General features: G+C 41.0%; 13 protein-coding genes. 9 read left to right on the forward strand and 4 right to left on the reverse strand.

Translation table 11 applies throughout. The annotated features are described in order from the left end of the window. Positions 1–125: 125 nt before the first annotated feature. From ND6B_RS02765 to ND6B_RS02755, 3 genes are read right to left on the reverse strand one after another with little or no spacing between them, the layout of a single operon-like run. Positions 126–734, reverse strand: coding sequence for a flavin reductase family protein (locus tag ND6B_RS02765; RefSeq protein ID WP_024600947.1), 609 nt, complete (start codon positions 732–734; stop codon positions 126–128). 11 nt (positions 735–745) lie between these two features. Next, on the reverse strand, positions 746–1,471 hold the full coding sequence (locus ND6B_RS02760; protein WP_033104141.1) for an SDR family NAD(P)-dependent oxidoreductase: 726 nt from the start codon (positions 1,469–1,471) through the stop codon (positions 746–748). Continuing rightward, positions 1,468–1,866, reverse strand: coding sequence for a thiol-disulfide oxidoreductase DCC family protein (locus tag ND6B_RS02755; RefSeq protein ID WP_016899157.1), 399 nt, complete (start codon positions 1,864–1,866; stop codon positions 1,468–1,470). The genes ND6B_RS02760 and ND6B_RS02755 overlap by 4 nt, the downstream gene beginning before the upstream one ends. Before the next feature lie 120 nt (positions 1,867–1,986). Here ND6B_RS02755 and ppc point away from each other — a divergent pair, with 120 nt between their 5' ends. Together ppc and cdd are read left to right on the forward strand one after the other, a co-directional pair. Continuing rightward, positions 1,987–4,632, forward strand: coding sequence for a phosphoenolpyruvate carboxylase (gene ppc, locus ND6B_RS02750; RefSeq protein ID WP_033104142.1), 2,646 nt, complete (start codon positions 1,987–1,989; stop codon positions 4,630–4,632). A 122-nt stretch (positions 4,633–4,754) separates the two neighbouring features. Next, positions 4,755–5,684: a cytidine deaminase gene (gene cdd / locus ND6B_RS02745; protein ID WP_033104143.1), complete on the forward strand. Its 930-nt coding sequence runs from the start codon at positions 4,755–4,757 to the stop codon at positions 5,682–5,684. Here cdd and udp read toward each other — a convergent pair. After that, positions 5,673–6,428 carry a uridine phosphorylase gene (gene udp / locus ND6B_RS02740; protein ID WP_008112319.1) on the reverse strand — a complete coding sequence of 252 codons (756 nt, stop codon included), beginning with the start codon at positions 6,426–6,428 and terminating at the stop codon, positions 5,673–5,675. The genes cdd and udp overlap by 12 nt on opposite strands. Positions 6,429–6,840: 412 nt before the next feature. On the opposite strand from udp, the gene ND6B_RS02735 reads away from it, so the two are divergent. The 7 genes from ND6B_RS02735 to ND6B_RS02705 all read left to right on the forward strand — a co-directional run bounded on the left by ND6B_RS02735 (position 6,841) and on the right by ND6B_RS02705 (position 16,835). After that, a complete protein-coding gene (locus ND6B_RS02735) occupies positions 6,841–7,950 on the forward strand; it encodes an arginase family protein (RefSeq protein ID WP_008464328.1) in 1,110 nt (369 codons plus the stop codon). A 146-nt stretch (positions 7,951–8,096) separates the two neighbouring features. After that, positions 8,097–8,750, forward strand: a complete 654-nt coding sequence (locus ND6B_RS02730; RefSeq protein ID WP_235420573.1) for a substrate-binding periplasmic protein — start codon at positions 8,097–8,099, stop codon at positions 8,748–8,750. 120 nt (positions 8,751–8,870) lie between these two features. Then, positions 8,871–10,160 carry a hemolysin family protein gene (locus ND6B_RS02725; RefSeq protein WP_024600941.1) on the forward strand — a complete coding sequence of 430 codons (1,290 nt, stop codon included), beginning with the start codon at positions 8,871–8,873 and terminating at the stop codon, positions 10,158–10,160. Positions 10,161–10,360: 200 nt separating this feature from the next. Next, a complete protein-coding gene (locus ND6B_RS02720; protein ID WP_033104144.1) occupies positions 10,361–11,524 on the forward strand; it encodes an efflux RND transporter periplasmic adaptor subunit in 1,164 nt (387 codons plus the stop codon). Between the two features lie 11 nt (positions 11,525–11,535). Beyond that, complete coding sequence (locus ND6B_RS02715; protein ID WP_013463139.1) at positions 11,536–14,667, forward strand: efflux RND transporter permease subunit; 3,132 nt, start codon at positions 11,536–11,538, stop codon at positions 14,665–14,667. Next, positions 14,667–16,076: an efflux transporter outer membrane subunit gene (locus tag ND6B_RS02710; RefSeq protein ID WP_016899150.1), complete on the forward strand. Its 1,410-nt coding sequence runs from the start codon at positions 14,667–14,669 to the stop codon at positions 16,074–16,076. The genes ND6B_RS02715 and ND6B_RS02710 overlap by 1 nt, the downstream gene beginning before the upstream one ends. A 138-nt stretch (positions 16,077–16,214) precedes the next feature. Then, on the forward strand, positions 16,215–16,835 hold the full coding sequence (locus ND6B_RS02705) for a TetR/AcrR family transcriptional regulator (RefSeq protein ID WP_033104145.1): 621 nt from the start codon (positions 16,215–16,217) through the stop codon (positions 16,833–16,835). The last annotated feature ends 103 nt before the right edge of the window (positions 16,836–16,938 follow it).

The following is a 16,938-nucleotide window of genomic DNA, read 5'->3' on the forward strand; positions in this document are numbered from 1 at the left end:
AAAATTTTGCATAGTGTGTAGGCTAAATGCGTTCAATTCAAATTAATTGCGATTAGTGAACAAGGGATTGAACAAATAGGGGGAGTTATCAAGTCCCTCATTCCCAAGGACTTGATAACCTTGGGCTATTTTTTCGCGTAGGGTAAACGATTGAGCTTATTCGCCGTGTGGTAGCTATCTAATCCGGTTACTGCAACGGTATCGATGGCTTGTAAGTCTAAAAAGCCGTCGCTTTGGAGTGCTGATTTATCTACGTACACATCCATTATTTCGCCAATAACCAGCTCAGTGCCATTAACAGCTAAATGCTGGTTCTCAACAAATTTTACTGCGTATTTTAGTCGGCTTTGTGCAACAAAAGGCGCTTTAAAGTCGTTTAAGTACTCTGTTTTTAAACCCGTTGCATCAAACTCAGACTCATCTTTAGCGTAACGTGCCGATGTTTGGTGTGCTTGCTGGTATATATCACTGTTTACTTGGTTAATAGTATAAACGCCTGTTTCTATAATATTTTCGAATGTATGCCTTGGTACGCTGTGTGGACGCATTATCATGCCTACTAGTGGTGGGTGTGCGCCTAAATGAATAACTGAACTGACAATGGCTAGATTGGTATTACCTTGTAAGTCTTGTGTGCCAATTAAGTTTGCACTTTTAAACCCTGAAAGTGAGTTGATAAAGTGTGTACGGGTATGTTTTTCAAGTGCGGCTATGCGGTCTTTCGAAAAATGCATGTGTTTGTTCCTTACCATTTTATGGTGTTTCCTTGCCAATCTAGGTAGGCAGGTTCGCCGTTGAGTTCTAACTGTGGGTTTTCGTAAGTAAATTTAAATAATTGCTGCGCAACAAAGTCAGGAGTAAACAGTTTATCTGCGGGCACATTTTTTTGAAATGGCTTAGAAAGCTGTGTATCTGTAGTACCCGGGTGAAATAAAACAAGTTTGGTATTTTTAGCGCGACGAGCAAGTTCAATGGCGGCTGTTTTAAATAACATGTTCAGCGCAGACTTAGATGCGCGATAGGTATACCAGCCACCCAATTTATTGTCGTTAATACTGCCTACACGAGCGCTCAAAGCAGTAATTGTGCAGTGAGTTTTATGATTAAGCAGCGGCACTATACTTTGCAAACACAGCAGGGGTACAAGCGTATTAGAGTGCATAAGCTGCATAAAATAATCACTGTTGATTTCTTCAAGCTTTTTTTCTGGCATGTGCTGGTCGTTGTGTAATTGACCATTAAATATAATCACTTGAGCTATATCAACTTGCTGAGATTTTAACGACTCGGTTAGCTCTTTTAGGCTTTGCGCTGAATAGTCGCTCTGAAAATAGTTTACGTTTATATCGCTGTGATTAATATTCGATGAGCTGACACAAATTATATTAAATTGTGCTGCTTGCTGATTTAAATGACTTACGTAGGATTGTGCAATGGCGCTACTGGCGCCAAATAAAATCACTGTTTTCATTTTTCACCTTTAGATTTGATATTGCATTGACCATTACTACACTGCGCATTGGGCATTAAAAAACGGCTTATATGATGGCGGTATTTTGCAAAAAAAGTGTAAGCATGATCGGCAAAAAAGCGAATTACGGGCAAACGAATTATTTTAAGCCAACGGTATTTCCCAACGGTGCGCCAAGCTTGATAAGTGACGTCTAAGCCGTAAATCATCTGCCCCTTATCAGTTTGGGCGTGCAATAAATCCATGGCATTTTGTTTATCAATTGCGGGAAAACGCTCACTAAAATCATCCGCGTTTAAATCTTCTAGTGTAATTTTATGATCAACATCGGCACGTTTTAAATGTTGCATTTCTGCATTGCACAGTGGGCAATTGCCATCGTAAAAAATGATCATGTTATCGCTTTGTGTTTATTTTACATATGCTTTTTTACGACAAGACAATGCAAATGGATCTATTAAATATTCCCGCTTAATGATATTAATAGGTCTCCAAGAAACGAAGGAGAGCTAGAAATGAGTGAACAATATGCCGCCTTGCGAGGTAATGTTAATCTACTTGGTCAATTATTAGGACAAACTATTAAAGATGCCCAAGGACAAGAGATTTTAGATAAAGTAGAAGAAATTCGGGCTTTATCAAAATCATCTCGCAGTGGCAATGAAGCCGATCGCCAAGCGTTAATTGATGTACTCCATGCGCTCAGTGATGAGGAGCTTTTACCGGTTGCCCGTTCATTTAATCATTTTTTAAACTTAGCTAATGTTGCAGAGCAGTTTCATACCGTATCACGTTTTAATGATGTTGGTTTTTGCCAACTAAATCCTCTCACTCAAACATTAAAAACGTTAGCAGCAAAGGCCGAACAAGGTCAGCTTAATCATAATCATTTAGCCGACACACTCTCAAAACTCCACATAAACTTAGTACTAACCGCTCACCCAACCGAAGTGACTCGCCGTACTATTATTAACAAACATGTTGAACTAAGCGACTGTTTAGCATCACTTGAGCGCACCGATAACCTTGCGCAAGAGCGCGAAGCGATATTAAATCGAATTGCGCAGCTAATTAGCCAAGCTTGGCATACTGACGATATTCGTCGTTCTCGCCCAAGCCCTGTTGATGAAGCTAAATGGGGCTATGCGGTAATTGAAAATAGCTTATGGGATGCCGTGCCACGTTTTTTACGTGAGTTTAGCCAGCATGTTAAACAGCATTTGAGCCTTGAGCTACCTGCCAACTACAGCCCGATAGAATTTACGTCGTGGATGGGGGGAGATCGTGATGGTAACCCGTTTGTAACCGCCGAGGTGACTAAGCAAGTACTCGATCATGGCCGTTGGATGGCGCTGGATTTATACCAGCGTGATTTAGAAACTTTGTGTGCTGAACTTTCTATGTCTGATGCCAGCGATGAGCTCATTAAATTGGCTGGGCAAGAGTTTGAACCGTACCGTGCTGTTTTGAAAGATGTTAAAAACCAAGTTGCAGAAACGGTGATGCATTTGAGCGCTAAAATTAAAAATAAGCGTACTGAATCACAAGATTTAATTACTGATATTAACCAAATTAAGCACCCAATTGAGGTGTGTTATCGCTCATTATTAAAATGCAATATGCAAGTGGTTGCTGATGGCTTGCTATTAGATGTGATCCATCGTGTAAATAGCTTTGGTTTGCGTTTGGCTAAACTGGATGTGCGACAAGATTCGTCAAGACACAGCGATGTGTTTTCTGAGTTAACCCGTCATTTAGGTATTGGCGATTATAATCAGTGGGAAGAGCAAGACAAACAAGCTTTTTTACTGACAGAGCTCAATTCACGTCGTCCGCTAATTCCTAGGCATTGGCAACCAAGTCCAGAAGTGCAAGAGGTGCTCGACACCTTTGATGTTATTGCACAGCAAGATGAAAAAACCTTTGGTTTATACATTATCTCTATGGCACGAACTGCCTCTGACATATTAGCAGTGCAGCTATTACTTAAAGAGTCTGGCTGTGGTTTTGAACTGCCTGTGGCGCCTTTATTCGAAACCTTGGACGATTTAAACGATGGCCACAACGTGATCACCACGCTTTTAAATAATGAGTGGTACCGTGGACACATCAAAAACACCCAAAATGTAATGATTGGCTATTCAGACTCAGCCAAAGATGCAGGCATGATGGCTGCTGGTTGGGCACAATATGAGGCAATGGATAAGCTCGTACAATTAGCGGATGAACGCGGTATTGAGCTTATTTTATTCCATGGACGTGGTGGTACGGTTGGACGTGGTGGTGCGCCTGCTGCACAAGCATTGCATTCTCAGCCGCCGGGGTCGTTAAAAGGCGGGCTTAGGGTAACAGAGCAAGGTGAAATGATCCGCTTTAAGTTTGGATTACCCAATGTGGCATTACAAAGCTTAAATATTTATGCAGGTGCGGTACTACAAAGTAATTTATTGCCACCACCAGAGCCTAAATCACAATGGCGTGAAGTAATGGCATTAATTAGCGATGTGTCGTGTCAGCACTACCGTAATGTGGTGCGCCACGATGAAAACTTTGTGCCTTACTTTAGAATGGCGACACCTGAATTGGAACTGTCAAAATTACCGTTAGGCTCAAGGCCTGCAAAACGAAATCCAAATGGAGGGGTTGAGAGCTTACGTGCTATTCCGTGGATTTTTGCTTGGAGTCAAAACCGGTTAATGTTACCTGCATGGCTAGGTGCATTAAGCGGGCTTAAAGCCGCGCTTGAAAAATATGGGATTGAAACCTTAAGTGAAATGAGCTTGCAATGGCCATTTTTTAGGGCGCGTTTGGAAATGCTCGAAATGGTATTCAGTAAAGCAGATAGCTGGTTGAGTGAGCATTACGATAATGCGCTGGTGGAAGAGATGTATAAGCCTTTAGGTGTTGCCTTGCGAGAGGAACTTGGTGAGGCGATGACGTTAGTGCAATCATTAAGCCCACAAAAAAGCTTATTGGCTGATCAGCCTTGGATCAAAGAGTCTATTGGGCTTAGAAACCCATACACCGACCCGCTTAATGTATTACAAGTTGAGTTATTACGTCGTTCTCGTGGCGATGATAAAGGCAATGAAAATGATATAGACAATGCCTTGATGATCACTATGACCGGTATTGCAGCGGGTATGCGTAATACAGGTTAATCCAAAACTAGATTAGTTTTAGAGGGAACACGCGACGTGTTCCCTTTTTTTACGTTGAATAGGCTGGTATTTAGTTTGCCAACCTTTTACACTACTTAGCCATTGAACAAATAAAAACTATTATGGCTTCAGCAACTTTTAAAGTGCAACATAATACAGCACTTAGCAATTCACACATTTCATTAAACGTAGCGCAAACTCAAGCTCTACGCAGTCAATTAAAAACTCAACGCGGTATTTTATATTCAAGCGATATTAAAGCGCTTTGCACCGAGCTTAATGTTAGCGACGATGCATTATTACAAGGCTTAGTGCCTATGGCTTCAGAGTTTTCGGTTGCACCTATTTCCAAATTTCATGTCGGCGCAATTGTAAAAGGGCTCGATTCACAAGGAAACACCACTTTTTACTTTGGCGCTAACGCTGAGTTTGACCATCAAGCACTTAGTTTAGTGGTGCACGGTGAGCAATCTGCAATTAATAATGCCTGGTTAAATGGCGGTAAAAAAATTCTTAAAATAGCGATTAGTGATGTCCCATGTGGGTACTGTCGTCAATTTATGAATGAACTCGCTGATGCGAAAGAGCTTGATATTTTACTGCCAGCACAAAACTTTAAATTGGCAGAGTTATTACCTCATTCATTTGGACCAACCGATTTAGGCAATGAGCACAGCTTATTTAACCCAGCAGAGCAAACTAATTGTTTTGAAAACAAACAACTTGATGAAAAGCTGATGAGCTATGCTTTAGCGGCTTATGTGCCATACAGCCAAAATTACAGTGCAGTAAAAATAAGTACGTTTGAAAACGGTGATTTTTATGGCAGCTATGCAGAAAATGCAGCGTACAGCCCGAGTTTATCGCCATTACAAAGTGCTGTGAGTCAGTTGTTTTTAGCAGGACTGAGCTTTGATAAGCAAACAGTTAAATCAGTTACGTTATTAGAAACGGCTGGTCATGAAAACCAATCAGGGGTGGCAAAAGCCGTGTTAGCAAGCTTTACTGGCTTGCCAACACTTGAGGTTATTAGCGCAACATTAACCAAGTAACACTTTAGCGGCTTCAAGTACCACGGCAACCGATTTTTTCTCAATCTCGCCGTGGTCTACGTTAGGAATTTCTTGACGTGTTCTATTTACTAATACACCTGCAACACAGGCTGCTTGTAGGCCAAGAGCGGCACACATAGTAAATAAAGTAGCCGATTCCATTTCGTAGTTCATCACGCCTAGTTTTTGCCATTCTTCACAGCTACCCTGTAATGACTTAGGAACATAACCAGAATGCGTATCGTAACGCTCTTGTCCTGGGTAGAAGGTATCGCTTGAAGCGGTGATACCGATATGAAAATCGATGTTTAGGTTTTCACAGGCTTTTACCATCGCTTGAGTGGCAAAAAAATCAGAAACAGCAGGGTAGCACAGCGGTGCAAAATGCTGACTCGCGCCATCCAAACGAACTGAGGCTTGGCTAATTAAAATATCGCCTTCGTTAATGTGCGGCTGAATCGCGCCTGTTGTGCCAATGCGAAGAAAGCTACGTACGCCAAGTTGAGCCAGTTCTTCAACCGCAATTGACGTTGAAGGGCCGCCGATACCGGTTGAACATACAACCACTGAGTGGCCGTTTAATTGGCCTAAATAAATGTGAAACTCACGCGTTTGAGCAAGGCAGGTTGGATTATCTAAGAACTGTGAAATGCGTGCTGCACGATCTGGATCCCCTGGAACAATAGCCAGTTTTGCACCTTTTAAATCATCAATACACAGTCCTAAGTGAAATACCTTTTCCATAACTAAGCCTTTTTAATAAGAGTTGTTGTCAATTTAACATGATTACGAGAAACCTAAATGAAGTACAGGACGGATGTCCGTATTGATTTATTCATCAACTCTGAATATTCAATCAATGGCTAAAATTACTAACAAAATGAGCCAGTTGACTTGTTTGCTCAGACACTATATTCATACCTCAGAGCAAACCAGTAGCTAGCCAAAAGAGTTGTTAGCTAAATTTTAAATTGTTTATATTCATAAGGTTAGTTAGTAGGTTTTGTATTGTTTTGCCACTGACCTAACCTCGCAAAACACAACGTTCAGTGATTTTTATAACCACAGACAATTAATTTTTAATTTATTCAGCGTTCGTCGTTTTGCATAACTACTCAATAATAGACAAGATATTCAGATTGAAAAAGGGTTTACAATGAGCACACAATTTCAAGCATTTAAAAATAAAGTTGAACACTGTTTATGTGCACCTGGCGACGGTGTATTTACGGTTAATACGGCAAAAGAACGCAAAGCAGCACTCAGAAATAAATTATATGGCCAAACTGAAAATGTCGATGCTTTATGGCGTGACTCGCTAAATGAATTACCTAACTCACCCCACAAAGCGGTTATGCTGGGGATTAGCTCTGATTGTGGTGGTGGTATTTTACGCGGTGCAAACTGGGGGCCTTTATTTTTACGTTCAGCTTTAATTGACCAGCAAACACAGTGTCGTTCATTTGACTTAGGTGATGTGCGCGTAATACCGCATTTATTACACGATAAATACTTAAACGAGGCAACAATTACCAACTGCCAAAAAGCGCTTTATGGCAATGACAATAACGATCATTTCGTAAGTCCACTGTCTATTACCGAAGATGTATGTGACAGCTTTTATGCAACATTCCAAGATAAAGGCATTTTTGGCATTGGTGGCGATCATTCTATTAGTTACCCGCTGACAAAAGCGTACTTAAAAGCAAAGCGTAGCCAAGGTAAGCGTACGGCTATTATTCATTTCGACGCCCACACCGATTTATTGGTTGAGCGTTTAGGCATCGATTTATGTTTTGGCTCTTGGTGTACCCATATTTTAGAATTTTTACCCGCGCCACATCATTTAATTCAATTTGGTATTCGCTCAAGTGGTAAGCCTAAATCACATTGGGAAAGTACCTTTGGCGTTAAACAGCACTGGGCTGCTGAAATTATTGAGCGTGGCGCAGCCGCTGTTGCTGCCGATACAATCGCGCAACTAAAGGCTGACAAGGTTGATGAAGTGTATGTAAGCTTTGATATTGACGCACTAGATGCTCAATTTGCCTCAGCAACAGGTACACCTGAAGAAAATGGATTAACACCACAGCATGCGCTTGATATTTTGTCAGCCATTGCCGATGAGTTTCCAATAACCGGTGCAGATATGATGGAAATCGCGCCGTTTACCGACAGCTCATTAGTGGGTCAATCAAGCTCAGAGACGACGCTTAGAGAAGGCGCTAAAATTTCAGCATTCTTAATTGCAGCAATGAATCGTTAATCCCACAGGCCCAAAATTGGCTATTTGTAAATAATCCGCTATATTAAATTTGCTTTTACCAAAAAAGTAACATCTTAAATTTTATATAGTGGGTTATTGTGACTAAGTGGTATTGTGTATTATTGCTCATTGTAAGCCATCATTGTGTGGCTAAACTTACTGTTGTAACAGAGAACTTCGCGCCTGCGCAGTATCTGGACGCGAATAACAATTTAGTAGGTGATGCTGCCGATAAAGTCCGATTGGCGCTTGATAGCGCAGGCATTGATTATTCAATTTCTGTAAACGATTGGAGTATGGCTTACAATATTGCACTGAGAGATCCCCAAACCTGTATATTTTCCATTTCTCGTTCGCCTGAACGGGAAAATAATTTTATTTGGTTTGCTAAGCTTGCCCAATTTGACACTAATTTTTACTCCCTTAAAAGCAAAGGTATTTCCTTAACTAATTTAGAGCAGGCTAAGCAATACCGTATTGCGGTTTTAAAAGATAACTACAGCCATCATTACTTACTTTCAAAAGGCTTTAAAGAAAACGAAAATTTAATGTTGTTTAGTAGTTTTGATAATATTTTTAAGATAATTCAAACACGAAGTTCGAGTATTGATTTAGTGGTTATACCTGCGCAGCGAATAAACCATGAACAATCTCATTTATTAAACAAATTACAACTCGAATCACTCATGCCCATCAATGCCCATCAAGCCCCTTTATATTTTGCCTGTAATAAAAATCTACCCGATAACGTAAAGCAACAACTTAGCGCGGCTTTTTCTTCATATGAGTCTAAACTATAAATATTAAGCTTTTGATTTTTATTAGTTATTAATATTATTTAAATATCAATTGCCCTGTCTATAAAAGCGTCTATAATCCAGCTGCTTTTGCTTGTAAAAGCGATTATTTTGGAGTTATAAATGGGTGATTTAATCGGGATTGCGTTATTAATCTTGATGAGTGCGTTATTTGCGATGTCAGAAATTTCGATTGCCGCTTCACGCAAAATTAAGTTAAGAGTAATGGCCGACGAGGGCAATGTGCACGCTTTGGCGGTTTTAAAGCTGCAAGAGCAGCCTGGGGCTTTTTTCGCCATGATCCAAATTACGCTCAATGCGATTGCGATATTAGGCGGGATTGTTGGCGAGCAAGCATTGTCTCCTTACATGCAAGAAATACTACAGCTGTTTTATCAAGGTCCATTACTTGGGCAAATTAGCTTTGTATTATCGTTTTTAATTATTACCTCGTTATTTATTTTATTTGCCGATTTACTACCAAAGCGTTTAGCGATGATTTTACCTGAGGCCGTTGCCGTGAGGGTGGTGACAATTATGCGCTGGGTTACTTTTGCGCTCACGCCACTGGTATTATTTTTTAATGGCTTAACCAATATTGTTTTACGGGTGTTTAAAGTGCCCAGTGAACGTGAAGATATTGTGACCACTGAAGATATTGTTGCGATGATGGATGCTGGTGCTGAATATGGCAGTTTACAGCAACAAGAGTATGATTTAATAGGAAATGTATTTGATTTAGAAGCGCGTTTCTTATCAAGCGTTATGTCACCGCGTGAGCAAATTGTTTATTTTGATATTGATGAATCTAGCGACGATATAGCAAATAAAATTATAGATCACCCGCACAATCACTTTTTAGTGTGCAAAGGCAATCTTGATAAGTTAATTGGCTCTGTTGAGTCTAAAGATATTTTACGCCAAGTACTCAAAGGTGAGGCGGCAAATATTAACGATGACATGCTTGATAAAGATATTTTTTACTTGCCCGAAACATTGAGTTTATCTGAAGCGTTAAATGCGTTTAAAACCGCTGTGCATCCTTTTGCGGTGGTAGTTAATGAGTATGCTTTGGTGGTTGGGATTGTTACGGTTAAAGATTTAATGAAAGGTTTTATGGGCGATTTAATTACTCATCAAAGTGAAGAGTTAATTATTGAGCGCGACGCGAGTTCTTGGTTAGTGGATGGCTTAACACCGATTGTTGAGCTGGCGAAGGTACTTGAAATTGATGAATTTCCTGATCAAAATCATTATGAAACCGTGGCCGGATATTTAATCTATACCATGAAACATATTCCTAAACGCGCAGAGTTTGTTTTATTTGCAGGTTTTAAATTTGAAGTTGTGGACGTGGAAGGAATTCGTATTGAGCAGTTACTAGTCTCTAGAGTTAATACTGACAGCGAATAATAACAGCCAACATAGCTTAAGAGCAGCCAATGAAAGTTCATTGGCTGCTTTTTTATGGGTGTTACTTAAATAACTCAGCTATTGTTTGTGTTACTTATCTATTCAATTGTAAAAATGTGTAAATGTTGATCAGTAGCTATTTTTAATTGCTGTACTATAGTTTAGAATGATCGTTCATTCTAAACTAAAAGGTATTTGACATGCAGCGTTCCCGCATCGCTTTTTTTGTATTTTCGGCCCTCGTTGGTTCTGTTGCTTTAAGTGGTTGTGATCAGGTAGCTGAACAACCTAAGGCTTCTGCTCCTGCAGCGACACCTGTTGGTGTGGTCACCTTAACAAGCCAAGCTATTACACTTAAAAAAGAATTACCAGGGCGTGTTAGTGCGTTTCAAATTGCTGAAATTCGTCCTCAAGTCAGTGGTATTGTTCAATCTCGGTTATTTGAAGAAGGCACACAGGTTGAGCAAGGCCAAGCGCTTTATCAAATTAATCCTGACATTTTTGAAGCAGAACTCGCAGCCAGCAAAGCGGCCGTTGCGCGCGCAGAGGCTAGTATTGCAAGCAGTAAATCTAAAGCGTCGCGTTATAAAGAATTATTAGCAATTAAAGCGGTAAGCCAGCAAGACTTTGATGAAGCCGATGCAGCATACAAGCAAGCATCTGCAGAACTATTAACGGCGAAAGCACAGTTACAAAGCGCGCAAATTAATCTTGATTATAGCCATGTTTCTTCGCCAATTAGCGGCCAAATTAGTAAATCAAGTGTCACTGTCGGGGCACTAGTCAGCGCAGCTCAAACCACAGCATTGGCAACCGTTACTCAGCTTGATCCAATTTATGTAGATTTAACCCAATCAAGCAATGAACTAACCAAGCTAAAAAGAGCATTGGCATCGGGTTCTTTAGGGGTTGATTCAACCACGCAAACAGATGTTGAACTTATTATGGAAGATGGCTCTGCGTATCCTCATAAGGGAACATTACAGTTCTCTGAAGTGACGGTTGACCCAAGTACGGGTTCGGTAACGTTACGCGCGAAGTTTCCAAACCCTGAAAAACTATTGCTACCTGGTATGTATGTACGTGCTGAGGTTGTTGAAGGGGTGAAATCTAATGCAATTCTCGCTCCTCAACGCGGCGTTAGCCGCAATACTAAAGGCGAACCTACGGCTATGGTTGTTAGCAAAAACAATACCGTTGAAAGCCGTGTATTAAAGGTAGAGCGTACTTTGGGCGCTAACTGGTTGGTTACCGACGGTTTAGCTGATGGCGATCAATTGATTGTAGAAGGGCTACAGAAAATTCGCCCTGGTGCACCGGTTGCTGCTTCACAAGTACAGTCATCAGCAAATAACAGCCAATAACGGAGAATTTCATGTCACGATTTTTTATCGACAGGCCTATTTTTGCATGGGTACTGGCTATTGTGGTGATGCTTGCAGGCATTATTGCGGTTAAAAGTTTACCCGTTGCTCAGTATCCGTCTATTGCACCGCCTGCTATTACGATCACAGCTAACTACCCTGGTGCTTCTGCGCGTACTTTAGAGGACTCGGTGACTCAGGTTATTGAGCAAAAAATGAAAGGTTTAGATGGCTTGTTGTATATGTCATCGACCTCTGAATCAAGTGGTTCAGCAACATTAACTCTTACCTTTGATGCAGAAACTAACCCTGATATTGCACAAGTGCAAGTGCAAAATAAACTAGCAACAGCTACGCCATTATTACCTGAAGAAGTGCAACGACAGGGTGTGGTAGTTGCTAAGTCATCGTCTAGTTTTTTACTCGTTGTTGGTTTTGTATCGCAAGATGGCAGTATGACCAATATTGACATTGGTGATTATGTGTCATCAAACGTGCAAGATATTGTAGCGCGTGTTGATGGGGTGGGCGAAGTACAATTGTTTGGCTCTCAATATGCAATGCGTATTTGGCTCGATCCGGCTAAGTTACAAAGTTATAAACTAACGCCAAACGATATCTCTGCGGCAATAAAAGCACAAAATGCGCAAGTGTCGGCAGGTCAGCTTGGTGGTATGCCGTCATTGGCTGGTCAACAGCTTAATGCAACGGTGACGGCTCAAAGCCGATTACAAACACCTGAGCAGTTTAAAGATATTTTAGTTAAAACCAACAGCGATGGCTCGGTAGTGCGTTTACAAGATGTTGCTGATGTGGAACTCGGTGGTGAAAACTACGGTGTTGTAGCGCGCTTTAATGGTAAACCGGCATCGGGTTTAGGGGTTAAATTAGCCAGTGGCGCAAACGCCTTAGATACAGCACAAGGTGTAAAAGATGCACTTGAAGAACTTAAACCATTTTTTCCAGAAGGTTTAGAGGCGGTTGTGCCTTATGACACTACTCCTTTTGTTGCATTATCAATCGAAAAAGTAGTACATACCCTAATCGAAGCGGTTGTTTTGGTATTTGTTGTAATGTACTTATTTTTACAAAACTTCAGAGCAACTATTATTCCAACCATTGCGGTGCCTGTCGTATTGCTAGGTACGTTTGGTATTCTATTTACCTTTGGGTATTCCATTAATACCCTCACGATGTTTGCGATGGTACTGGCCATTGGTTTACTCGTAGATGATGCGATCGTTGTTGTCGAAAACGTTGAGCGTTTAATGACCGAAGAAAAGCTCTCTGCGGTTGAAGCAACGCGAAAATCGATGGATGAAATTAAAGGGGCACTGGTAGGTATTGCTATGGTGCTGTCGGCTGTATTTATTCCAATGGCATTCTTTAGTGGCTCTACTGGGGTTATATATCGTCAGTTCTCTATTACCTTAGTGTCGGCGATGGGGCTGTCGGTACTGGTTGCGCTTATTTTAACTCCCGCACTGTGTGCTACGTTATTAAAGCCTAGCCATGTTCACACCGATGGTAGCTTTATTGGTCGTTTTTTCTCAGGCTTTAACCGTGGTTTTGATAAAACCAATAAAGGTGCGCAAGGTTTTGTTGGCCGCATGATCAAGCATTCTAAGCGCTACTTGCTTAGCTATGCATTAATTGTAGGCGGCATGGTGGCTATTTTTTCAAACTTACCAACGGCATTTTTACCTGATGAAGACCAAGGTATTTTGTTTAACCAAGTAATGCTTCCTGCAGGCTCTACTACAGAGCAAACGCTTGAAGTGGTTAAAAAAGTTGAAAACCACTATTTAGAAGATCAATCTGAAGCCGTTAGTTCAATTTTTACGGTAACAGGTTTTAGTTTTGCAGGCTCTGGACAAAACTCAGCAATTGGCTTTGTTAGCTTAAAGCACTGGGATGAGCGCCAACGTGACGACCTATCAGTGGGCGCCGTTGCAGGAAAAGGCATGGGGTATTTTTCAACGATTAAAGAGGCATTTGTATTTGCATTTCCACCTCCGGCGATTGTTGAACTTGGAACCGCAAATGGCTTTAATATGTTTTTACAAGACCGTGTCGGTTTAGGTCATGATGAGCTATTAAAAGCGCGCAATCAGTTATTGGGTATGGCGAGTCAAAGTCCAATATTGGCAGGTGTTCGCCCTAATGGGCAAGAAGATATGCCTGAGTTACAGCTGGATATTGATCTTGCAAAAGCAGAAGCGCTTGGTGTGTCGCAAGGTGATATTAATAGTACGCTTTCGACAGCATGGGGTAGTAGTTATGTAAATGACTTTATCGACCGTGGTCGCGTGAAAAAAGTATACCTGCAAGGTCAAGCCGATGCGAGAATGGTGCCTGAGGACTTAAACAAATGGTATGTGCGTAATAAAAACGGCGATATGGTGCCATTTTCAGCATTTGCTAGTTCTTATTGGTCTTATGGTTCGCCTCGCTTGGAAAGGTATAACGGCTTTTCAGCAATGGAAATCCAAGGCAGTGCAGCGCCAGGCTACAGTACAGGTCAAGCCATGGATGAAATGGAGCGTTTAGTTAAGCAGTTACCACAAGGTATTGCTTCTGAATGGACTGGTATTTCATATCAAGAGCGATCAAGTGGCGGTCAAGCGCCGTTGTTATATGGATTATCACTGTTATTTGTATTCTTATGTTTAGCAGCGCTTTATGAAAGTTGGTCAGTACCATTTGCAGTAATGATGATTGTGCCACTGGGTATTTTTGGTGCGATTGTAGCCGCCTTTATGGGTAACTTATCAAACGATATTTACTTACAAGTGGGTTTATTAACCACCATAGGTTTAGCCTCTAAAAATGCCATTTTAATCGTTGAGTTTGCGATTCATAAAATGGAAGAAGGCTTAAGCTTAGTGGACTCGGCGATTGCCGCTGTACGCCTTCGCTTACGTCCTATTTTAATGACCTCAATGGCCTTTGTGTGTGGTGTGCTTCCATTAGCTATTGCCTCAAGTGCTGGTTCAGGTGCACAAAATGCATTAGGTATTTCAATTATTGGTGGAACACTTGCCGCCTCGTCATTGGTTGTTATTTTTGTACCGTTGTTTTTTGTTTTAGTACGTAGACTGTTTTCAGGAAAAGCTAAAACCACCTCCGAGGAGGAAGTATAATGAGTTTAAGAGCAATCAGTTTTAGTGCTTTTACTTTAGCAATTTTATCTGGATGTCAGTTAGCTCCTCAACAAGAAGCGCTAAATTTACCTGTCCCTGATGCGTATGCATCAGAGACAGGGGATGAGCAGGTGTCCTCGTTAAAATGGCAGCAGTTTTTTAATGATGAAAAACTTAAAACACTGATATCACAAAGTCTTGAACATAATAAAGACCTGCAAATAGCAGCACTTAATGTGCAACGAGTGCGTGGTTTATATCAGATCGAAGATTCTGCGTTATATCCATCACTGGATTTTAATGCATCAGGAAGTCGTCAGCGTTTACCCAGCGATTTATCAGCAAGTGGTCAACCACAAATAAGTTCTCAATACAGTGCAACGGTAGGCATGACGGCTTACGAGTTAGATTTATGGGGTAAAGTACGCAATCAGTCAGAGCAAGCATTACAAACGCTTTATTCAACTCAGCTGAGCCAATACACCATGCAAGTGTCGTTAATTGCAGAGCTTGCTAATGCTTGGTTAAATTACGCGACCGATCAACAGTTGTTAGCGTTGGCACAAGAGACGTTATCATCGCAGCAAGCATCCTTATCATTAACCCAAAAAAGTGTTGATTTAGGTGCCGCTTCTAAAATTACGCTGGAACAGCTTAAAAGTACGGTAGCCACAGCGAAAGTTGATATTGCTAAATACCAACGTTTAGTGAAACGCGATAAAAACGCGCTTGATTTATTAGTAGGTAAAACGGTAGGTGAGGATTTACTGCCAAGTAAGTCATTAAATTATTTATTAGACTTGCCTAGTGTGCCTGTGGGTTTACCTTCTGATTTACTAACGCAGCGACCAGATATAAAAGCAGCAGAGCATCAGCTGTTAGCCGCTAACGCTAATATTGGTATTGCCCGTGCAGCGTTTTACCCGAGCATTAGTTTAACTGCCAATGCAGGAACTGCATCACGTGATTTAAGTAATTTATTTGATGCAGGCTCAGGCACATGGAGCTTCATGCCATCGGTAAATTTACCTATTTTTAATATGGGTCGAAATCAAGCAAATTTAGATGTCGCTAACGCAGAGCAACAAGTTGCTGTAGCAACGTACCAGCAAAAAATACAGCAAGCATTTCGTGAAGTTGCTGATGTACTTGCGGATAGAGAAGGCTATAACGCACAGTTAATGGCTCTTGAGGAGTTATTACAAAGCCGAAAGACAACCTTTGAATTATCGCAGGCGCGCTACGACAAAGGGGTTGATAGCTTTTTACAAGTGCTTGACGCTCAGCGAACTTGGTATAGCGCAAGGCAGCAATTGATCACGGGCCAACAAGCTGTGCTTGCAAGCCAAATCAATTTATACAAAGCGGTTGGCGGTGGCTGGCAGACCACTACTTCAACCGTTAAGTAAATTAGTACGCATAAAGCCTGTTAACAATAAAAGGTTTTATGCGTGATTAAAGTAATGCCCGTTTAGCGTTTATTTTTTGTGATCAAAGCAGTAAGCGCTAAATATTTCGAGTTGAGAGACTCGATACTGGAGTTTCAAATGAAACCTAAAAATAAAAAACACCTAGATCCGGTGCAAGCACAAGCGCGTCGCGAGCAGGTATTAACCGCCGCTGCTGATTGTTTTCGTCGCAAAGGCTACCATGGCGCAGGTATGGCAGAAATAGCTAAAACAGCCGGGATGAGTGCCGGCCATATTTATAATTACTTTGAAAGTAAAGAAGCCATAATTGAAAGTATTATTAAACAAGATATGGAAGAAATGTTTTCCATATTTCAAGAGTTTGAAGATCAACCTGGCGATATTTTAACAGTGTTACTTGATGGCTTACACCATGGTGTGCAGCGTCATATGGACACGGGGGCCTGCGTAGTTGACTTAGACATGATGGCAGAGGCCAGTAGAAACAAAAAAGTCGCTTTATTACTACGCGAGGCTGATACGCAAGCACGTAACAGAATGCGTGATTTATTAGTCAGTGAAAGTAGTTTAATAAAATCACATTCAGAGCAAGAACTCGAAAGCCGCATTAATGTGATTTTCTCAGTGATGGCCGGACTGCTATTACGAAAAATGTTATTTCCTGAATTGACCGAGGAAACTGTATTGATTGCACTGCGCCCAGCGATGAAAACATTACTTATGCCATTTGATAAATAATAAGTTGAAGCATTAAATAACTATGAATATTTGACTGATATTGTTGTAAATATGAAAGAGTTATATAAATTAAGCTGCTTTTATTTAAGCGTAATCAATAAAA

It is taken from the genome of Pseudoalteromonas sp. ND6B (assembly GCF_000764215.1).
In the GTDB taxonomy this organism is placed as follows: domain Bacteria; phylum Pseudomonadota; class Gammaproteobacteria; order Enterobacterales; family Alteromonadaceae; genus Pseudoalteromonas; species Pseudoalteromonas tetraodonis.